This is a genomic window from Clostridioides sp. GD02377 (genome assembly GCF_045899875.1).
Taxonomy (GTDB): domain Bacteria; phylum Bacillota; class Clostridia; order Peptostreptococcales; family Peptostreptococcaceae; genus Clostridioides; species Clostridioides difficile_A.
Genome location: NZ_JBJODA010000007.1, coordinates 82,756 through 106,090 on the forward strand (window position 1 = coordinate 82,756; position 23,335 = coordinate 106,090).

Annotated in this window: 17 protein-coding genes; all 17 read right to left on the minus strand. The window is 28.8% G+C overall.

The annotated features are described in order from the left end of the window. Positions 1–149: 149 nt before the first annotated feature. Positions 150–3,956 (minus strand): phosphoribosylformylglycinamidine synthase, encoded by a 3,807-nt coding sequence (locus tag Q3304_RS07690; protein ID WP_407813936.1) that lies wholly within the window; start codon positions 3,954–3,956, stop codon positions 150–152. Positions 3,957–3,980: 24 nt separating this feature from the next. Beyond that, entirely contained in the window at positions 3,981–5,231 is a 1,251-nt protein-coding gene (gene purD / locus Q3304_RS07695) for a phosphoribosylamine--glycine ligase (protein ID WP_074178090.1), read from the minus strand. Between the two features lie 10 nt (positions 5,232–5,241). Then, entirely contained in the window at positions 5,242–6,774 is a 1,533-nt protein-coding gene (purH, locus tag Q3304_RS07700) for a bifunctional phosphoribosylaminoimidazolecarboxamide formyltransferase/IMP cyclohydrolase (protein WP_407813937.1), read from the minus strand. Continuing rightward, positions 6,767–7,360 (minus strand): phosphoribosylglycinamide formyltransferase, encoded by a 594-nt coding sequence (purN, locus tag Q3304_RS07705; protein WP_054268782.1) that lies wholly within the window; start codon positions 7,358–7,360, stop codon positions 6,767–6,769. The genes purH and purN overlap by 8 nt, the downstream gene beginning before the upstream one ends. After that, positions 7,354–8,430 (minus strand): phosphoribosylformylglycinamidine cyclo-ligase, encoded by a 1,077-nt coding sequence (purM, locus tag Q3304_RS07710; RefSeq protein WP_054268781.1) that lies wholly within the window; start codon positions 8,428–8,430, stop codon positions 7,354–7,356. Before purM ends, purN begins: the two co-directional genes overlap by 7 nt. Beyond that, positions 8,424–9,791: an amidophosphoribosyltransferase gene (gene purF / locus Q3304_RS07715; protein WP_054268780.1), complete on the minus strand. Its 1,368-nt coding sequence runs from the start codon at positions 9,789–9,791 to the stop codon at positions 8,424–8,426. Before purF ends, purM begins: the two co-directional genes overlap by 7 nt. A gap of 11 nt (positions 9,792–9,802) precedes the next feature. Beyond that, positions 9,803–10,501, minus strand: a complete 699-nt coding sequence (purC, locus tag Q3304_RS07720; RefSeq protein WP_054268779.1) for a phosphoribosylaminoimidazolesuccinocarboxamide synthase — start codon at positions 10,499–10,501, stop codon at positions 9,803–9,805. Positions 10,502–10,504: 3 nt separating this feature from the next. Further along, the gene (gene purE, locus Q3304_RS07725) at positions 10,505–10,981 is read right to left on the minus strand and encodes a 5-(carboxyamino)imidazole ribonucleotide mutase (RefSeq protein ID WP_003425290.1); all 477 of its coding nucleotides are present in this window, start codon (positions 10,979–10,981) and stop codon (positions 10,505–10,507) included. A 370-nt stretch (positions 10,982–11,351) separates the two neighbouring features. Continuing rightward, a complete protein-coding gene (locus tag Q3304_RS07730; protein WP_407813938.1) occupies positions 11,352–13,415 on the minus strand; it encodes a sulfatase-like hydrolase/transferase in 2,064 nt (687 codons plus the stop codon). A gap of 17 nt (positions 13,416–13,432) precedes the next feature. After that, entirely contained in the window at positions 13,433–14,158 is a 726-nt protein-coding gene (locus tag Q3304_RS07735) for a sugar phosphate nucleotidyltransferase (protein WP_407813939.1), read from the minus strand. Between the two features lie 369 nt (positions 14,159–14,527). Continuing rightward, positions 14,528–15,235, minus strand: coding sequence for an HAD family hydrolase (locus Q3304_RS07740; protein ID WP_407813940.1), 708 nt, complete (start codon positions 15,233–15,235; stop codon positions 14,528–14,530). Between the two features lie 87 nt (positions 15,236–15,322). Then, entirely contained in the window at positions 15,323–16,588 is a 1,266-nt protein-coding gene (locus Q3304_RS07745; RefSeq protein ID WP_407813941.1) for a class II D-tagatose-bisphosphate aldolase non-catalytic subunit, read from the minus strand. Positions 16,589–16,679: 91 nt separating this feature from the next. Continuing rightward, positions 16,680–16,988, minus strand: coding sequence for a PTS fructose-like transporter subunit IIB (locus Q3304_RS07750; RefSeq protein ID WP_054268773.1), 309 nt, complete (start codon positions 16,986–16,988; stop codon positions 16,680–16,682). 83 nt (positions 16,989–17,071) lie between these two features. Continuing rightward, entirely contained in the window at positions 17,072–18,127 is a 1,056-nt protein-coding gene (locus Q3304_RS07755) for a PTS fructose transporter subunit EIIC (RefSeq protein WP_407813942.1), read from the minus strand. Between the two features lies 1 nt (position 18,128). Continuing rightward, the gene (locus Q3304_RS07760; RefSeq protein WP_407813943.1) at positions 18,129–18,581 is read right to left on the minus strand and encodes a PTS sugar transporter subunit IIA; all 453 of its coding nucleotides are present in this window, start codon (positions 18,579–18,581) and stop codon (positions 18,129–18,131) included. Beyond that, positions 18,578–20,578: a BglG family transcription antiterminator gene (locus Q3304_RS07765; protein WP_407813944.1), complete on the minus strand. Its 2,001-nt coding sequence runs from the start codon at positions 20,576–20,578 to the stop codon at positions 18,578–18,580. Before Q3304_RS07765 ends, Q3304_RS07760 begins: the two co-directional genes overlap by 4 nt. A 259-nt stretch (positions 20,579–20,837) precedes the next feature. Next, the gene (locus Q3304_RS07770; RefSeq protein ID WP_407813945.1) at positions 20,838–22,916 is read right to left on the minus strand and encodes an EAL domain-containing protein; all 2,079 of its coding nucleotides are present in this window, start codon (positions 22,914–22,916) and stop codon (positions 20,838–20,840) included. Between the last annotated feature and the right edge of the window lie 419 nt (positions 22,917–23,335).

Genomic DNA, 23,335 nt, shown 5'->3' on the forward strand with positions numbered 1-23,335 from the left:
TAGCTTATATTTTGACTTGAGTAGAATATATTATTTTTATATAAATAAAAAAGAGATGTAATATTGAATGATTATAATCATATTATTACATCTCTCTAAGTTTAAATATCCAAAATATAAATTGTAATTACCAATTAAATATTAAGACCTTATCTAAAATACTTAACTCCAGATTCAAATATCTTTTGGTCTTTTTCACCTATAATATTCTTATATACTGCCTCACCAATTCTCTCAGAATGTCCCATCTTACCAAACACTCTACCATCAACACTAGTTATACCTTCAACAGCATAGAATGAACCATTTGGATTAAATTCAATATCATAAGTAGCTTCGTCATTAAAATCAACATACTGAGTTGCCACTTGTCCATTAGCGATTAATTCTCTCATAACCTCTTCACTAGCAACAAACTTACCTTCTCCATGAGAAACTGCTATATTGTGAATATCACCAACATTAGTTTGAGCTAGCCAAGGAGATTTATTAGAAGAAATTCTAGTTCTAGCAATCTTAGCCTGATGACGACCAATATTATTGTAAGTAAGTGTTGGTGCATTTTCACTTTGAACTCTTATTTCTCCATAAGGAACTAATCCTAATTTTATTAATACTTGGAATCCATTACAGATACCTAGCATTAGACCATCTTTTTTAGTTAAAAACTCATTTATAGCTTCTTGTACTCTAGGATTTCTAAATACAGTAGCTATAAATTTACCAGAACCATCTGGCTCATCACCTGCACTAAATCCACCTGGTAACATTATTATTTGAGAAGATTTTATCTCATTCACTATTGTATCTATAGAATCTTCTATATCTTTATAAGTTAAATTCTTAAATACTCTTATATTTGCATTAGCTCCTGCTCTTTCAAATGCTCTTGCAGAGTCATATTCACAGTTTGTTCCAGGGAATGCTGGTATAAATACTCTTGGAGTAGCTATACTTAATGATGATTTTTTAGCCTCTCCTTGTGATATATAACTTATAGTCTCTATCTTTGATTTTACTTCTTCTGCTTTAGTTGGGAATATAGACTCTAAAGTACTACAATGTGCTTTAGATAATTCATCTAATGAAAGTTCTTCACCTTTGATGAATAAACTAGCTTCTTTAACTGTACTTCCAAGCACTATGTAATTATATCCATTTAACACATTTAAATCATCATTTGCTAATTCAAGTACTATATTTCCATAACTAGCCTCAAATAATTTATCATCTGTAAGTGCCTTTTCAGCTTCTTCACTAAACTTAAATCCTACTTTATTACCAAAAGACATTTTACTTATTGCTTCACCTACACCTGCAAATCCTAATGCATATGTTGATAAAACTTTATTTCCATGTATAAGTTCTCTTACTTTATCCAAGTTTTTCTTTAATTCTTCAAAATCTATAACATCATTTTCTGATTTATTTACACATAACATTACTACTTTTGAGTCTGCTTTTTTAAATTCTGGAGATACTACTTTTCTAGCATCTACTGTATCAATAGCAAATGAAACCAATGTTGGCGGAACTTCAATATCTTTAAATGTACCAGACATACTATCTTTTCCACCTATAGCAGGTATCTCAAATTTACTTTGTGCATAGAATGCTCCTAAAAGTGCTGAGAATGGTTTGCCCCATTTTTCTGGATTGTTACCAAGTTTCTCAAAATACTCTTGGAATGTAAGTCTTGTCGTACTGTAATTTCCTCCAATAGCAACCAATTTACACACAGATTCTACTACTGCATATAAAGCACCATGGAATGGACTCCATTTTCCTACCTTTGGATTGTATCCATAAGTCATTATTGTAGAAGTATTAGTTTCTCCACCAAGTACTGGTATCTTAGCAACCATACCTTGAGTTGGAGTAGCTTGATACTTTCCACCAAATGGCATAAGTACTGTATTACCACCAATTGTATTATCAAACATCTCAACTAATCCTTTTTGAGAACAAACATTAAGGTCAGATAATACCTTTGTAAATTTATCTTTCATACTTGCACACTTAACATCTTTCACTATTTCATTAGAGCTAAAGAATGTGCTTTCTTCATCTACTTTAGTAACATGGACATCAGTAGTTTGTTTTACTCCATTTGTATCCAAAAACTCTCTATTTATATCTACAATTGCTTTTCCATTCCAGAACATTCTTAAATATCCTGTATCAGTTACTGTAGCTACATGTGTAGCTTCTAAGTTTTCTTCTACTGCTAATTGTATAAATTTATCTTTATTTTCTTTTTTTATAGCCACAGCCATACGCTCTTGTGATTCTGAAATTGAAAGTTCAGTTCCATCAAGCCCATCGTATTTTTTAGGCACTAAATCTAAGTTTATGTCCAAACTATCAGCAATTTCACCTATAGCAACGCAAACTCCACCTGCTCCAAAGTCATTACATCTTTTTATCATTTGAGCAACTTCTTTATTTCTAAAGAATCTTTGTATTTTTCTTTCGTTAGGAGCATCTCCTTTTTGAACTTCTGCACTACAAGTTAAGATTGATTCTTCACTATGCTCTTTAGATGAACCAGTTGCTCCTCCACAACCATCTCTTCCTGTTTTTCCTCCAAGAAGAACTATCACATCTCCTGCTTCTGGTCTTTCTCTTACTACATTTTCTTTTGGTGCTGCTGCTATAACTGCACCTATTTCCATTCTCTTTGCAACGAAATTTTCATCGTATACTTCTGCAACTTGTCCAGTTGTAAGACCTATCTGGTTACCATATGAACTATAACCATGAGCAGCTTCTGTAGTAATTTTTCTCTGCATAAGTTTTCCAGGTAAAGTATCCTCTAAAGTTGTTCTTGGGTCAGCACTTCCTGTAACACGCATTGCTTGGTAAACATAACTTCTTCCTGATAATGGGTCTCTTATAGCTCCACCTAGGCAAGTAGCTGCTCCACCAAATGGTTCTATTTCAGTTGGATGGTTATGAGTTTCATTTTTAAACATTACTAAATATTTTTCCATCTTACCATCAACTTCAACATCTACATTTATACTACATGCATTTATCTCTTCACTTTCATCTAAATCATTTAATTTTCCATTTTTCTTTAATTCTTTTACTGCAACTGTAGCTATATCCATCAAACATATATCTTTATGTCTGTTCACATACACATTGTCTCTTGAGTTAAGATACATTTGATACGCTTCTTTTACTATATCATTAAACTTACCATCTTCTATTTTTACATTTTCTATTTCAGTCATAAAAGTAGTGTGTCTACAATGATCAGACCAGTAAGTATCTAGAACTTTTATTTCTGTTATAGTTGGATTTCTTTTTTCTGTATCTTTAAAATATTTTTGAACGTGTTGTAAGTCTCCTAAAGTCATTGCTAATCCTTTTTCACTTACAAATGTTTTTAATCCATCTTCATCTAAATCTATAAATCCATCTAATACTTCAACTGTTGTTGGTATTTCAGTTTCCATTTTTAATGTTTCTGGTTTTTCTAAAGATGCTTCTCTACTATCTACTGGATTTATACAGTAATCTTTTATTTTAGAAAACTCTTCATCAGTTACTTGACCTGATAATATATAAACCTTTGCTGTATTAATAGCAGGTCTTATACCTTGATTTACGATTTGGATACATTGAGCTGCCCAATCACCTCTTTGGTCATATTGACCAGGAAGAAATTCTATCGCAAATACTCTTTCACCATTTAACTCTGGTATTTCTTCATAATATACTACATCTAGATTTGGTTCAGAAAATATTGTTTTTGCTGCATTTTCATAAACTTCTTCTGATATTCCCTCTACATCATATCTATTTAATATTCTTAAATTTTCTATATTGCTTATGTGTAAACTTTCCAACAAGTCTTTTTTTAAAGCTTTAGCCTCAAGGTCAAAACCTTCTCTTTTTTCAACTAATACTCTTCTAACCATTGAGTCTTTATTTTCAGTATTCAACATACCTTATCCTCCATTTTAGAAAAATTATCTTCCTATGTCTGTTCTATAGTGCATTCCTTCAAAGTTTATTTTCTTTATATTCTCATAAACTTTTTCTGCTGCGTCCTTAACTGTAGTCGATTTTGCAGTTATACCAATTACTCTTCCTCCATTAGTAACTAAATTACCATCAAGCATCTTAGTACCACTGTGGAATACTACTATATCATCATCCAGATTTTCAAGACCAGTTATAATTTTTCCTTTTTCATAACTGTCTGGATACCCTCCTGATGTAAGCATAACACATACTGCTTCATCATCACTATAATTTATTTCTATATCTTTTAATTTATTATCCAATATAGCTTCCATTATCTCATGTAAATCTGTTTCTAATCTAAATAAAACAGATTGTGTCTCAGGGTCTCCAAATCTTACATTGTATTCAAGTACTTTCTCTCCATCTTCAGTTATCATAAGACCAACAAATAAAATACCTTTAAAGTTAAGACCATCTTTTTTGAATCCTTCTAAAGTTTTTTCTAATACTGTCTCTTTTACTTTATTTGCTAATTCTTCTGTATATATTTCACTAGGAGAAAAAGTTCCCATCCCACCAGTATTTGGTCCTTGTTCATAATTATTTACTTTCTTATGGTCTTTTGCACTTGCCATAGGAACTATTGTGTCATTGTCTACAAATGCCAAGATTGAAGTTTCTATTCCTTTTAAGAACTCTTCAAGTACTATTTTATCTCCAGCAGTTCCAAACTTCTTATCTGACATCATTTCTTTTAAAGTTGCTATAGCATCTTCTCTATTTTCAGGTATTACAACACCTTTTCCAGCAGCTAATCCGTCCGCTTTTATTACTACTGGATATCCAAAGCTATCTATTTCTGATATAGCTTCTTCTAAGTTTGTATATTCTTTATATTTTGCAGTAGGTATGTTATGTTTTATCATAAAATCTTTTGAAAAAGCTTTACTTCCTTCAAGTTGAGCACATTTTTTATTAGGCCCAAAAACTCTTAGACCTTCCTTTTCAAACTCATCTACTATACCCATAACTAGTGGTACTTCTGGTCCTACTATTGTAAGACCTATTTCATTTTCTTTTGCAAATTTTAAAAGTTCTTCTATATTAGTATCACTTATATTTACACATTCTGCTACATTTGCAATTCCTGCATTACCTGGCGCGCAATAAACTTTTTCTATATTCTTTTCTTTGCTTAGTTTCCAGCATATAGCATGCTCTCTTCCGCCACCGCCTACAACCAATATCTTCATAATATCCTCCTTAGTGTTTGAAGTGTCTTATTCCTGTAAATACCATAACCATATCATACTTATCACAAGTTTCTATTGAATCTTTATCCTTTATAGAACCACCTGGTTGAACTACTGCTGATATTCCATATTCATGAGCTAATGTTACACAATCATCAAATGGGAAAAATGCATCTGATGCTAAAACAGCTCCTGTAAAGTCTTTATCTTTGTTATTTTCAAGAGCATTTTTTAATGCCCAAATTCTTGATGTTTGTCCACAACCTAAAGCTAAAGTTTGACCATTTTTTACTATTGCAATTGCATTTGATTTCATATTTTTTACTACTCTCATACCAAATTCCATATCCTTAAGTTGTTCATCTGTTGGCTTTGCTTTTGTTACATTTTCACTTTTCTCTGCTAAAGTACTATTTCTATCTTGTATTAATAATTTTCCATCTAAATATTTCATTTCATATGGTTGTAAACTATCTTCTATCTTAGCTAATTTTAATATTCTTAAATTTTTCTTTTGTTTAAGTATTTCTAAAGCTTCTGGCTCAAAATCATATGCTACTACTATCTCTAAGAATATTTCATTTAATTTCTCTGCTGTAGCTTTGTCTACAGTAGAAGTTATTCCTACTATTCCACCAAATATTGAAACTTTATCTGCTTCATAACATTTTGTATATGCTTCAAAAGCATCTTTACCTAATCCCACTCCACATGAATTAGCATGTTTTATAGCAACTGAAACTACTTCTTCACTATCTTTAAATTCTCTCATTACTTCTAAACATCCATGTAAATCGTTTAAGTTGTTAAAAGAAAGTTCTTTACCGCCTAATTGCTCATAGTTTAAGATTGGATTTTTTGCATTTGATTGTGAATATAAGAAACCATTTTGATGTGGATTTTCTCCATATCTTAAAGTTTGTTCTTTTTGGAAAGTTAAATTTAATATGTCAGGATATGTATCTCCAACTTCTCCAGCAAAATAACTAGATATTAACGCATCATATCTTCCTGTAGTTGAGAAAGCTTTATATGATAATTTTTTTCTATCTTCTAATGTCATTGTGTCTGTTTTTAATTTTTCTATTATAGAATCATAATCTTTTATATCTACTACTACTATTACATCTTTATAGTTTTTAGCAGCAGAACGTATCATAGATGGTCCACCAATATCTATGTTTTCTATCATTTCATCATGACTTTTTCCAGCCTTTAAAGTTCCTTCAAAATCATATAAATTTACAGCTACTAAATCTATTGAATGTATTTTGTGTTCATTTACAGTTTCCACATGAGAATCTTTGTCTCTTTTGTAAAGTATCCCACCATGTATATATGGATTTAATGTTTTTACTCTTCCATCTAATATTTCTGGGAAGTTTGTAACATCTTCAACTTGCATTACATTAACGCCATTTTCCTTTAATGTTTTAAAAGTATTTCCTGTAGATATAATTTCATAATCTAGCTTGTTTAACTCTTTAGCAAATTCTACTACACCTGTCTTGTCAGTTACACTTATTAAAGCTCTCTTACTCATTTATAAACACTCTCCTACCTTGAAGTTTTAATTTATTTTCACAAAAAAGACTTAAACTTTCTATTAAAATCCTATGTTCAACTTCTAACACTCTTTTTGCAAGTGTCTTTGCATCATCATCTTGATTCACCTTAACTACATCTTGCATTATAATTGGTCCAGTATCAGCACCTTCATCAACAAAATGAACTGTAGCACCAGTTACTTTAGCACCATAATCTATAACACCTTGATGAACTCTTTCTCCATAGAATCCAGCTCCACAGAATGAAGGAATTAATGATGGATGTATGTTTATCATTTTGTTTCTAAACTCATTAACCAGCTTTGGGCTGATTATTTTTAAATAACCAGCCAAAACTACTAAATCTATTTTATTTTCTTTAAGAATTTCTATTATCTTGTCTTCATTAGTTTCACAAATTGCCTTTATGTTATGATTTTTAGCTCTCTCTAAACCATAAGCATCTTGCTTACTTGAGATAACTACTTTAACCTGACCTTTTATTTTTCCAGACTCAGTTCCATCTATAACTGCTTGTAAATTTGTTCCTCCACCAGATATTAAAACTCCTATATTTAACATAATTCTACACCTTCATGACTATCTACTACTTCACCAATTATATATGCTTTATCTTCTAATAACTCACTGTATTTTTTATCTACATAAGCAGCATTGTCATTTTCTCTATTGTTTATAAAGTCTACAACATTGTTAGCATCTTCTTTATTTACTATTAAAACTAGTCCAATACCCATGTTGAAACTTTTATGAAGTTCTCTCTCATCAACAGCATTAAAACCTTCTATCATTTTAAATATAGGAGGCTTCTCCCAAGATTTTTTATTAATGTCTAATCCTAATCCTTTAGGTATAACTCTTGTTATATTTTCTATAAGCCCTCCACCAGTTATGTGAGCTATAGCTTTTATATCATGTTTAGCTAATACATCTAAAGCTAATTTAACATATATTTTAGTTGGTGTTAAAAGCGCTTCCCCAACTGTCATTCCTAGTTCTTCAACATACTGTTCCATCTTATAGTTGTAAGTTTCTAAAAATATCTTTCTTATAAAAGAAAAACCATTACTGTGTACTCCACTTGAAGATATACCAACTAATACATCTCCTGATTTAACACTATTTCCAGAAACAATCTTTTCTTTGTCTGCTATACCTACAGAGAACCCTGCTAAATCATAATCATCATCTCCATACATACCAGGCATCTCAGCAGTTTCTCCACCAATTAGTGCACAACCAGACATTTTACAACCATCTGCAATTCCACCAACTATTTTTTCTATATGCTCAGGAATTAATTTCCCAAGAGCTATATAATCAAGGAAAAATAATGGCTTTGCTCCTTGACAAATCAAATCATTTACACACATTGCAACTAAATCTATTCCAACAGTATCATGCTTGTCCATCATTTGAGCTATTTTTAACTTAGTCCCAACACCATCTGTAGATGCAAGCAAAACTGGTTCTTTCATTCCTACAAAATCTTTTAAACTGTATAATCCACTAAAGTTACCTAAATCTCCAACTACATTTCCATCATAAGTTCCTTTTATTTTACCTTTTATAAGGTCTACTGCTCTATTTCCTTCATCTATATCTACACCTGATTCTTTATATGTTAACATGAAAATAATTCCTCCTTATCAATTTTCTTAACTGGGTATTCTCCATCAAAACAAGCTTTGCAGAAAGTAGACTTGTGTTCTGCTGCATCTAACATTCCTTCTATATCTAGGAATTTTAGACTATCACATCCAATATATTCTCTCATTTCTTCTACATTGTTACTTGATGCAATTAATTTAGAACGATTTGGAGTATCTATTCCATAGTAACAAGAGTAAGCTACTGGAGGAGATGTTATTCTAAGATGAATTTCTTTTGCTCCTGCTTCTCTTAAAGATTTTACTAACTGTTTAGATGTAGTCCCTCTTACAATTGAGTCATCTACTAAAATTATAGATTTTCCTTTTATTATTGTTGAAAGAGGGTTTAATTTTATTTTTACTGCTATTTCTCTTTCTTCTTGTGTAGGTTTTATAAATGTTCTTCCTACATATCTATTTTTAACTAAGCCTTCACTTATTTTTAATCCACTAGCATTTGCATAACCAATAGCTCCTGGCCAACCTGAATCTGGAACTGGAACTACCATATCTGCATTTACATTTTCATTTTGAGCTAATCTTTCACCACATTTAATTCTAAATTCATATGCATTTACATTGTCTATAGTTGCATCGTTTCTTGCAAAGTATATGTGTTCAAATATACAACTCTTCTTAACTGGCTTATAATTTTCTGAATAAAAATATGATTTTAATTCTCCATCTTTAACTATTATTATTTCTCCTGGCTCTACATCTCTTATAACTTCTCCGCCAAGTATATCTATTGCACAATTTTCTGATGCAAATATATATTCATCACCCTTTTTACCAAGTACAAGAGGTCTGAATCCATGTGGGTCTCTAACTGCAACCAATTCTTCCTGACTCATTATTACAAGAGCATATGCACCTTTGATATAATCCATAGTCATTTTTAAACTTTCTACTATATCACCTTTGTAATATCTTGCAAGTATATATAAAATCACTTCTGTATCTGAATTAGTTTGGAACATATATCCATCTTCTTCTAACATGTCTTTTAAATAATTTGCATTAACTAAATTTCCATTATGAGCTATGGCTAATTGTCTTTTTCTACAGCTTCCAACTAAAGGTTGGCAATTAGAAACATGACTCCCTCCAGCTGTTGAATATCTAACATGTCCAATACCTATATTTCCTTTTAACTTAGATAGTTCACTTTCTTTAAAAACATCTCCAACTAATCCCATATCTTTTTTGTACTTAATTTCTCCATCATCTAAAAGAGCTAAACCACAGCTTTCTTGCCCTCTGTGTTGCATAGAATATAAAGAATAATATAGTTCTTTAGTTACATCTTTATTAGAGTAAATCCCTAAAACTCCACACATACATTTGCCTCCTATTTATTATTCATTCTTGAAAGTACTTCCGTATAACCTTCTACAAGGTCTCCAAGGTCTTTTCTAAATCTGTCCTTATCTAGCTTTTCATTTGTATTTACATCCCAAAGTCTACAAGTGTCTGGTGATACTTCGTCTGCCAATATTATGTTTCCTTCTGAATCTTTACCAAATTCTATTTTAAAGTCAACTAACTTTAGGTTTAATTTTAAGAAAAATGCTTTTAGTAGTTCATTTATTTTTAAAGTTTCTTCTCTTAAGAATTTTAATTCTTCTCTAGTTGCTAATTTCATTGCTACTGCATAATCGTCATTTAACATTGGGTCACCATAAGCATCATTTTTATAGCTTATTTCAAAGATTGGCTCATCGAAAACTTCACCTTCTTCAAGACCAACTCTTTTGCAAATAGAACCAGCAGCGATATTTCTCACTATTACTTCTAATGGTAAAATCTCTACTTTTTTAACTAGCATCTCTCTATCTGATAAACTTTTTATAAAGTGTGTATTTATATTATTTTCTTTTAACATTTCAAAGATTATTGTTGATATCTTATTGTTTAATATCCCTTTTGAAGATATTTCTGCTTTTTTCTCTCCATTAAATGCTGTTGCATCATCTTTATAGTAAACAACATATTCATTTTCATTATCTGTAGAGTATACTTGTTTTGCTTTTCCTTCATATAATAACATCTGCTACCCCCTTAAATTCTTGTCGTCTTCTAGCACCTTTTGTGCCATCTCTTCTCTATATGATTTCAAATCCTCTTTTAATTTTGGGTATTTTAAAGTCATTATTTGTAATGCCAATAAAGCTGCATTTAAACCTAAATCTATTGTAACTGTTGCAACTGGTATTCCTTTTGGCATTTGAACTATTGATAAAAGTGAGTCTAGTCCATCCATAGTTGATGATTTAATAGGTAATCCTATTACAGGAATTAATGTTTGTGATGCTATTACTCCTGGTAAATGTGCTGCTTTTCCTGCTGCTGCTATTATTACATCAGTATCATCTTCTATTTCTTTTAGGAATATTGAAAGTTGTTCTGGTGTTCTATGAGCAGATAATGCTCTTGCTACAACTTCTATTCCATATTTTTCAAGCAGTTTTATCCCTTCTTCTAATTTTGGATAATCTGATTTTGAACCCATAACTACTGCTACTTTCATTAGACTTCCCCTCTCCGTTTATAAGTTATTTTACACTCTAAATCATTCGTATAATTATACGAATTATATATATTAAATTTTATATTAATATACATATATTATCAACTCTTTTTTGAAATTTTTTAAAAAAAATATTACTGGCATTTTTTTCGTTCGTTATGTTACGAACTTTATTTTTATTTTTTTGTTGAAATAAAAAAGGATTGTCTCAAAATTGATTTCTTTAATCAAATTTTAAGCTCAACCCCTTTTATTAACTTTGATATCCAAAGATTCTTACTACATAAATTAAATAGTTATATTTTAAAAGTAGAATATTTATTAAAATACAATAGACTGTATATATTTGATGTCTAAATAACTTCTAATTTCAATATTTAATATTTCTCTTTATGTGATTATATACTATTTCTCTATAGTATTCTAAAATATCATTATCTTTAACCTCTTTGCCTTCTTTTTTATCAAAGATAGAATCACTATATTCATCAAAATTAATGGTTCCATCTATATTAGTAATATCTTTTGTTTCTAGTATATAACAATATTTATCATTATTAACCATAGCTTTATAAGTTTGACCAGGATATATTGATTCACTATAAGTGAACTCACGACCCTTACCTCCTAGTGTCTTTGGAAGTACACAATCATACTTCGATAGATCATGTTCTATATTTGCCAACTTCAGAGTTATAGGAATTAAATCCATATTACTTATATACTCAGTATCATCATTGGATACACTTCCAGACCCTCTAACCATTAATACGCTATTAGTTATATTTGATTTTAATAAAAAATCATCTTTGCCCAAAAATGAAGCTCCATGATCTGAGAAAATACTAATTAAATACTCTTCTTCAGAGTAATTCTGTAATATATAATCATAAATTCCTTTCAGCTGACGATCTAATTCCTTAAGTGCTACATCATATTTCTTAATAGCTTCCTCATCATATTTTTGCCATGCACTTACAAATGGACTCCTTTTTGATAAAGATGTCTCTATATCCAAAGATGTTTGATTAACAATACTATAATTAACACTATAATTTTCAATATCATCTAATATTTTATGAACATCACTTAAAGAGATAAATACAAATTGATTTGTTTCTTTAAATGATTCAATATGTTCAATTGCATCATTAATTATTTGTGAGTCAGAAAATCCTAAACTATTCTTAAAAACTGTTCTATCAAATCCTCTAAAACCACTACTATATGAGGCAAATGCATATGTACCGCTTATATTTGCAGTAAAATATTCATTTTTTTTCATAATCTCACTAAATAAATCTATATCCTCAGGATATTTATATCCTGCACTAGAATGTAAAAAGTGATGATTAGTTGTATATAATCCTGTAAGCACACTTGTCAAGGATGGATATGTCCACTCCCCTGTAGAATAACAATTTTTAAATATAATTCCTTTTTTAAAAAAAGCTTTTGTGTAAGGCATTGATTTATATTTTGTTTCTGATAAATATTGTTGAGATAAAGCATCTATAAATATAGTAAAAACTAATTTTTTATTATTTTCTTTGAATCCTAATTCGATTGGTTTTCCAACTATAACATCTTTATCTGACTTTAAACTAACACCATTATTTACCCTATAGTATTTAAAAAAACCTGGTGGATCTACTTGTTGTGATTTAAAATTATCAGTTCTAATTTTGAAGTCAATAACTTGATTATATTCAGTTGTAGCAATTGGAATAATATATTTACCATTATCCAAATTAAATTCTTTTGTAGTCATAGATTTAAAACCTTCTATTGGACATATTGAATATATCTCAGGATTGTTAACAACAGTACATAATTTTTTTTGAAAATCTGCTAAAAGATTATTATATTTATCAGAATAAAAGCATAGATAATCATTGTACTTACTACTTGAATTTTTATTTAAATATTCTTCTATTATAACATTCCATTTATTATTGTAAAAACATGCAGGAAATTTGGCAATGCTTAATTCAATGAATCCCAAAAATCTCTTTAAGTCTTCAAGCACTCTTGTATCTTTTATACTTTCAATACAATAATCAATGATATTTTTTACTTGTTCATTGGCATAAACTAGTTTTTCATTTACATAATCATAGCCCGAAATCTTAGCAAAATGCTTTAAGAATGTTACACTCAGCATAGCTGCTTTAATAGCATCAGAATATTTACCTTTAGCAATCAAAATATTTGCTAAATAAAAGTTATTATCATAATTATTAGGTCTAAATTTCAAGGCCTTTCTAATATGTTCTTCTGCAAGTTCATATTCTTCTGCAAAAAAATATGTAACTGCACGTGCAGTGTGAATCTCACTGTCAAAAGGTAATACTTGCTCATATTCCTTAATATAATCTAGTGATGTTTTTACATCAAAAGATTCTTGGTTCATTATTTTATTTAAAATTCCCATATAAGCTCCTTTCTAATCTACTTAGAGTATTGTAAAGACTTATTCATTATAAAATTATTATTTTGAATTATACATCTTTCTGAAAACTTCAAATCTTCTTCTGTATCTATTTCAAAGCAATCCTTAGAATCTATTTTCTTAATGTACATATTTAAATTTTCTTTATTTTGCATTACAACATCATCCCAAAATAGACTTTCAAAATCTCCACTATCTACTGTTTCCTCTAATTTTTTTACTATAATATTTCCATCTGTTAATGACCAATAGGACACTCCACATAATATGTATCCACTATTATTACCCACATACATATCATAAACCTTGTCATTTTTATCAAACTTAAATATATACTCATTATTGAAATTTTCCTTATAAAAAGTAAAATAAGTAGATTTATTTATATCTGGATCTATAAAATTATTATATAAATATACATCTCCTTCTATAACATAACTATCAGGTAAATGCTCTCTTAATAAATACATAGTATAAATATTATTGTACATATCGTACTTATCATTATGTATTAATTCCACATTATATTTTTCTGCTAGATAGTAAAATTCTTCTTTTAGATATCCTACAGCTATTTTTATATCTCTTATCCCCTTTTCTAATAGACATTCTATTTGAGTTTCTATCATTGGTTTTCCATTAACTTTAACTAATGGTTTAGGCGATTCTAAAGTTAATGGTCTCAATCGCGTTCCCATTCCAGCTGCTAAAATTATTGCTTTCATATCTAATCCTACCTTCCAATTGAATATTGTACTTGTTTATAAAATTTAATCTAGTATTTATTTTTGTTATTTTAATGATTTAAATATAATATAAATTTTAACTTATCATTCTCAGTATAATTCATCAAAACCTACTTAACTTAGATTAATAACTATCTATCCTTTTATTTATCGGACAATTTGTTAAAAAATTTATATTATCAACACAGAAAGTTTTTTAAATTAAAAAGAACTTTAATATTCTTTTAAACATTAAAGTTCTTTTTCTAAATGATTTATTTTTTAATGCGAAATAAATTTCTTATAATTTAAATCCTTAATTCTACATAGCTACTCTTAACTATTTTATGTAATTCTATCACTAACATTTTATTTACTACATATTTTTATAATCAAAAACAATAAATCCTTATATTCTGAGATTATAAAATCTGGCCTATAAAACAATTCTTCTACTCCATGACTTCTATGATTCATCCAAATACTCTTCCATCCAGCTTTTTTAGCACCTACTACATCATTTTTATAAGAATCACCTACATAATATGTATTTTCTCTATCTAAATTCATAACATTCTCAGCCATTCTAAAGATATTGATATCTGGCTTAGAAAAACCAACTTCACTAGAAATAAAAATATGATTTTTGTCAACCCAGTTTTCAACATTCAACTGCTTTAACTTCATTCTTTGATGTGTTGATGGTCCATTCGTTATGATTCCTATATTAATATTTCTCTCTTTAGAAAAATTCAAAACCTGCTCAATTTCTAGTATTAAAGTAATTTGTGATTGCTGATATATATATTCATCTTGAAAATTTTGGGCATCCTTTTCTTTAATAGGATTTCCTAATTCTTCAAAGGCCTTCATTATTCTATATACATGCATTTTCTCAATTGGCATATCTCCACTCTCAGTCAAATGGAACACTTCATCACTATACTTTCTACTGCTTATATATAAATCTTCAACAGAAATACCTTTTACTGAAGAAAATATCTTATCATATGCAATATAAAAAGGTGTCAATTGATTGTATAAAGTATCATCTACATCAAAAATTAAATTAATCAAAATATTAGTCCTCCCAAATTTAGTAGTGGTAAGTATAATTATATCTATAAATACCTAGTATAACAATACTTGCCACTATAAGTCCTATTATTTATTTAAAATTCTTGTAGTAACACCTTTTAAATTATAACATTCTGCATACTCACGTAAAGGGCGCTTAATGTGGTCTACAACAAATCTTTGACCATCAATATTATTTTTACTTAAATTACTATAAAGTACTTCTATCTCTCTTTTAACACTATCATTATTGAATGTATAGTGACCTGCAATATCTAATATCTCATTAGATAAAACTTCATCTTTAAATATTTCTTCAATAGTTAAATCTTTCTGTTCTCCCATTACCCACTTTCTCCAACGTCCACATTCAATAGCATCTACAAGAAGAACATCTCTAATATTTGAAGTTTTTTCAATTAATCCTTCTTCCTTTAGTTTTCTTTCAACTTCTGCTAACTTTAAGTATGCTCTCGTCTCTTCAGTTCCATATTGAGGAGCAACATTTGTTGCAATAATTTGAGATGGTATATGTTCTAATAAAGTCACATCATCCAAATAATCTCCATTATGTTCTTTTAATCCCACTCCATACTTTTTAGCCATTTGAGCTAAATCATAAGCATTCTTAAAATTAAAAGTACCTACTTGTTCTGTTTTTCTAGTTAAAGTCCCTGTCTGACCAACTATAAATGTTGGCATTGGTAAATCTCTCTTTTCAAGCTCAACTTTTAATTTAGTTATAAATGTCTCATATGTCTCAGTTGAAGTTAATCCTCCATTTGTTTCCTCTGTCCCAACTTCATATCCTATTTCTGGCATATTGAGTCTTTTTCTCTCGTTTTCACAATATTCAATCAATTCTACAGTTCTTTCTAGTACTATATCTAATGGAATTACCTTTCCCATTTCAAATGGGTCTTTTGTAGGGTCAATCATTAGTAAATCAAAACCTGCCTCAATATCAGCTAAATAAGATTTTTTTCCTAATTCCATAGCTTTATCAACATGCAAATGGTCGTTTCTTTCTTTATCTCTTTGCCATGGTCCTCCATGGTCTCTACATAAGTAATATAGACCATCAAATCCAACTTTATCAGCTATTTGCTTAATATCCTTTGTAAAAGTTTTTTGATTCCAACCATTTACATAACCACCACCTAATTCATCTGCATCTACTTGATTTCTACTGGCAATAAACATTAAAGGAAAATCATCATCTTTTGCTAGTTCAAAACTCGCTTGTAACAAGTTTGGTGACATAGGGCCAATCCCTAAAAGTGTTGCACTTTTCCCCTCTTCTTGTAAGTCTAGTAGTCGTTGTACGACAGTTTTTATTGGTAACTTTTTCATGACTATATCTCCTTTTATTCTATTTTTTAGATGTATTTAATAGTAATACTATTAAATACATCTTCTTGTTATATGTAAAATAAATTAAACTCTATTGAAAAGTATCTTTTATCTTTTTGATTAATGCATCAGATTTTTTAATTATGTCAGACACACTCATTCTTACAACTTTTTTTCCTTTAAATCTATCCATATTTCTAATTTCAACATCATTAGTTAGTATTACACAAGCTGCTTCCTTAATCTCTTTAGGTGATAATTCATTATCTATTCCAGAACTTCCTTGAGTCTCAACTTTTATTTCTATATCAAATTTCTTTGCTGACAATTCAAGAGATTCAGCTGACATATAAGTGTGTGCTACACCACTAGGGCAAGATGTTACTGCTACAATTTTCATATTCTTATCTCCTTTAAAGTTATAATTTTGTATGATTATTTTTTATAATAAATTTTATATAAATTAACAGTGTTTATATATTTTTATAATTCTTCAAATACTAGTTCAATAGAATCCTCTATATCTTCTTCGACTTCTTCATCTTCTTTTACATCTTTCTTCACTAATTTCATCAATATCGCAACAGTAACTGCTCCAGTTAATACAGAAGCTATATATCCCAACCTGTTATCGACAACTGGGAGTACTATCAAACCACCCCAAGGTGCATGATTCAAACACCCTAATAAGAAAGCCATAATGTTTCCAATAATAGACCCAGCCATAATACAAGGAATTACTCTAACAGGGTCTGCTGTTGCAAATGGAATAGCTCCTTCTGTAATTCCAACACAACCCATTAATAGAGAAGCTTTTCCTGAGTCTCTTTCTTCCTTACTAAATTTTTTTGGGAACAATAATGTTGCTAGTCCTAACCCTATTGGAGGTATACAGATTGCCACACCAACTCCCCCCATTAAATATGGAAGTGTGTCAACTTGAGTTTGGGCAAAGGTTGCAGCAACTTTGTTTATAGGACCACCCATATCTGAAGCTATCATTCCTCCTAAGATTCCACCTAAAGGAATTTTAGAAACACCAGACATTCCATTTAACCAATTAGTCATCCATGTCATAAAAGAAGCTATAGGCTCTCCAATTAAAAATACAATTATACCTCCTGTAATCAATGTACCAAGCAAAGGATAAATAAATATTGAACCTAAAGTTCTCATTGTTGGAGCTAATTTAATTTTCTTTAATTGTAAAATAACAAATCCTGCTATAAATCCTGCTATGATACCACCTATAAAACCAGCATTTACTTCTTTTGCTAAATATGCACCTATCATTCCTGGAGCCAATCCTGGCTTATCTGCCATACTAAATGCTATATATCCACCTAATATAGGAATAAATAAAGCTAGACCAGCAGCTCCAATTTGATTCAGTTTAGCCAACCATCCAGTTTCTGGGACAGCGGCTTGTCCACTTAAAGTAACTGATAATGCAAATAGTATTCCCCCAGCAACTACAAATGGAATCATATACGATGTTGCTGTCATAAGATGTTTCTGTAAAAACTTTAAAATCCTCATTTTAATCTTCCTCCCCTATTTTTTCTTTTATAAGATTATAGACTGTTTGTTCATCTGAATTTCTAATTTGATTTCTAAAGCTCTCATGCATCAATGAACGTGCGAGTCTTGACAAAATCTTTAAATGTAGATTATTTTCATTGTCTTTTGTTACAGATATCAGAAATATTAAATCCACTTTTTCGCCTTCTTCTGTCCATACGATAGGGGTATCAAGCTTTCCTATAGTAATACAAGAGCTTTTAACTCCTACACTTTGGCTATGAGGAAGACCTATTCCATGTCCAATATAAGTCGATAATGTTTCCTCTCTCTTTAAAACATCTTCTAAAAATTGATTTTTATCTTTTAGATAACCCTCTTTTGATACTGCATCTACTAATGATACAATGGCTTCTTCTTTTGAATTAGCATGTATTTTAAATGAACATTTTACATTGACTAATTTACTCATACAGTGACCTCCTTTTCGTATTTATGAATTAAACTTTCTGCTTCTTCTTTTGTCTTCGCTTTCTCTAACATAGTAATGAAATTAGTCTTATAAACCATTTTAGTTAAATTAATTATTGCAGGAATTTGCTCCTTTTTATCTCTACTTGCTAGACAAAATATAATTTTGACTTTTTTATCTCCAAAATTAATTGCTTCTTTACATATCAATAAACTTATGGAACTTACTTTAACTAATGAATTATCATTCCCATGTAATAGAGCAAACTCATTATCTTTTATAGCATAAAAACCCACATTTTTTAAAATATTTATAATATTGTCAGAATACTTTTCTGATACGAAATCACAATCAGCAAGTATATTTGAACTAATCTTTACAGCATCTTCCCATTTTAACTTTTCATCAATTATACTTATAGTATCGATTCCTATTAAATCCCCTAAGTTAAGTTGTCTAGATAATATTCTCTCATCACTGTATCCAAGCTCTTGCCATATAATACTCAATACTCTTTTTTGTGCATCTTCTTCTAAAAAATCCAACCTTTTTTTTATTGACATATAATTAGTTAATACATTCTTCCTTTTTATCCCTTTTTCTTCAAGCTTTAAATAATCCTCTTCTTGTAAAAATGGATTTAGCTCAATAATTGTTTTAGGTAAATCTACTATTATCTTTGATGTTGTTACAATAAAATCAATACTTTCCCATTCTTTATAATCTTGTAACTTATATGATGGAATACTATCCACTATATTTATTTGGTAATCATTTATTAAAGTATCCTTTAACATAGCAATTACGCCATAACCAAATCCACAAACTAACAATATATTTTTATAATTATTTCTCTCATTTCTATGTATACTTCCTAAAAAGTGTATTGCTAAAAGTATTATTTCGTTTTCATTCTTTATTTGATTTAATACTCTATTTTTTTGAATAGAAGCCTTAGTGGCCTCTAGTACATACTGGTATTTGTCTGGTATGACATGAAATAATTCTTCATAAATCTGTATATTCTGTTTGATTCTCTCTATCAATGGAGCAATATGATTAAGTAATCCTTTATAAAGAATCATATCTTCCTTAAAGTCACTTTCCAATATCTCTGACATATTGTAAATTAAGTCTTGAACTATCATTTCTGTACTAATCAAATCCATATCTTCATTTAAACTTGCATATTTATTTGTAAAAAATACAAAACTCTTTAACAACAAAATTTGTTCTTTAGTTAATTTTTTTTGTATTATTTGTTCAAAGTCTTGGTCAAACTTATTTTCAAAATATGGTTCACTTAAAGAAGAAGATTCTAAAGGATGTTTTTCATCTGAATGTATATACCATGTAAAAGATTCATCGTTTAAAGTCCATCCCATTTGCAATAATAAATTTGTAGACCAATTATATATATCACTCAAAGAAATACCTTTAAATATTTTTTCAATTATATTTACTATATACTTCTCAAATACACTTAAATCAGATTTTTCCTTGCCAAAAAGATAGGAATATAATTTTAATATATTCAATCGTTGTTTATATATAGTATCTTCATCCCCACTTATCTTGAAAGCTTTATCATAAGTAATAATTATTTGATTTCTTTCCAATTCACTCGACAAAACATTAAGATCATTTTTAATTGAACTTCTAGAAACTTGAAATTCTTTACTCAATTTTTCTAAATTTAAGTTATCTATTTTAAACATTGATATAATCTTCATAATGGATACTCGTTCAGTTAAAGAAAATACATATTCATTATTATCTATTAATACTACTTGGAAGTCATTAGGAATAATTAATACACCTTTATTCATCTTTTGTATTACAGGTTTGTTCAATGACTGTAAAACAATATTTAAATTATTTATATCATATCTAACCTTTCTTTCTTCTATATTTAGTTGTTTACTAATCTCCTTGTAACTTGTCTTATTTTTTCCTTTTAGAAAATTCATAATGATTAACATTCTTCCACTTATCATATTTTCCCTCCTTTCAAAATAATTAGAGTTATCAATATTGCAAATTTTATATTATTCTGTATATTTTCATTCTTTTGTGTCTAAAGAAGTAACTATCTTTCTATATTCAGAATAATACAATAGGGCTTTGACTACAACTTACAATATTTGAAAATTGTTTTTACAAAATTTGTAGCTACATTTTTTTAGTAAATACACAAATAAAAAAGACAAGTTATATTTTTAATTATATAACCTGTCTAAATTTTTTATTTTATATTTAATCACTAGATATTCTTAAAGTTTTTATTTTATTATTTTCATATGTGAACTCTTCAAACTCAGATATTAATAGTGGTTTAGAGAAAACATAACCTTGGATATAATCACATCCTACATTTTGTAGAAACTCTACTTGCTCTAATTCTTCAATTCCTTCAGCAATTACCTTCATGCCAAGTCTTCTACTAAGTTCAATAATAGATTCAATAACTACCTTACCACGTTCTATATTGTTTTTACTGATAAAGAATGAACGGTCGAGTTTAATTATATCAACTTTAAAATCTTTCAATATCCCTAATGATGAATATCCAAATCCAAAATCATCTATAGAACACTTAAATCCTTTAGAATGAATATCCTTTATTACATCTATAGCTTCTGGATTTTCTAAGAAGATAGATTCTGTAAGTTCTAAATCTATTAGATATGTTGGTATATTGTATTTATTACATATAAGCTCATATTTTTCTAAAAACAACTTATCCTTTAAATGTTGTCTAGATACATTAACAGAAATTCTCAACACTTCTTTACCTTCTTTTATCCATTTAGAAATCAATTTACATGTTTCTTCAAGTATATATAAATCTAACTTACATATAAATCCACTTTTCTCAAAAAGTGGAATGAAATCACTTGGGTAAATTATACCTTTTTCTGAATTTCTCCAACGCACAAGAGACTCTGCTCCACTAATTTTACCATTTTTTATATCAATTTTCGGTTGTAAACATATAAAAAACTCTTTATCTTCAAGGGCTTTTTCCATTAGATTTGAAATTTCCTTTTCAGATATTAATCGCTTTCTTTCTATATCACTATAAAAAGAAAAATCACTTTGATGAGCTTTATTGAAGCTTTTTCTTGCTGTATTTGCATAATCTTGTATTGTAATTAAATCTTCATTACAATTTTCAATTGTATAAATACCTACTGATATTCTTAAAAAGTATGGATTTTCTCTGTTTTCATTAAAATAATTTATATCAGCTTCTATTTTAGATAATAACTCTAAAACCTCTAATACTGGTCTATTTTTAATAAATAAATAGAAAAGGTCTGCATCATGACGACATACAAACTCTTCATTTTTAGTAATATTTTTAGATAAAACATTATAAATATGTTTGAGTGTCATATTTCCTTTATCACTACCAAAACAATCATTTATTAACTTAAACTCCTTTATATTTATTGCAATCATCATATAGGTACTATCTGGTGACTCTGAAATTAAGGGTTTGACTAGCATGCTAAATTTGGTTTGGTTAATGCCATTCGTTATATTATCCAAATATGCAATATTTTCTATTTGATTTACATATCTTTTTCTTATTGTATATAAAAGCCATGTTATAATTCCAATAATACATGTAACTATGAATGTCATTATTACTGTAAAAGAATTTAACTTATTAAGTTCACCAAGTACAGCTTCCTCAGGTACTATAAGAACAAAATACCAATCATTTAAATCTTTTGTAATTGGATAATAAGTTAATAAACATTTTATGTTTTTTGATGAGGTTATTACAGTATCTCCTGACCTTTCATTTTTAAAATCTTCAAGCATTTTTTGAGCCCAGGGCTCATTCACAGAATCTTTATACTTGTAACTAAGGTCTTTTATTAATTCACTATTTTTACCAATAAAAAGTGGTCTTCCCTTGCTATTAATAATTTCAATAGTTCCTTTCCCATTAAAATTATCTATGTTAAGAATATCATTCATACTTTCTTTATCAGCAACACCTATTAAAAGGCTAGACACCTCATGTTTATCATCAAATATAGGGACAGTATAGAGAACAACACCTAATGACTCTATTACCTCTGAGTATTCTTTACCTTCTATTCCCTTTTTATATGAAACAGTATTCTTTAAGTCAAACTTTTTTCCACTTAAAAACCCTGCCTTCCCTTCTAAATCAATTATTCCAATATCATAATACTTATAACTAGTCTTTCTTTTAGATAAGTACTCATATCGACTATCTCCCTCATATTGTTTGATAAAATCTGCCATTATTCTTAAATCAGATAAGATAAATTTTATTTTAGAATCAACATTCATTACAATTTGTGTAGATACATCTTTTAAATAGCTCTCAGTTTGTTTATTAGATATATTATGAAGTTTTATGGTATTGAAATAGTAATTACAAGGATTGAAATAATAAGTAGATATAAAATTATAGACAGAAACAAACTATTTTTCTTATACCTTGATAATTTCATTTTTTGTCCTCCAAGTTATAAATCTATTTTTTAAATGTATATTGAAACCTACGAAATTCACTGCTACTAATCTATTCACACTATATTATATTATTCTATTTCTTAATATTCAAGAATACTACTTTAATATTTCATTAATAAATTGTAAATAATAACTTTATTAATCAATCATATGAGATATAATCTTTTATGTGCATAAATATAATAAATACAATGTCTAACATCTTATTAATTAAATTTACTAGACACTATTAT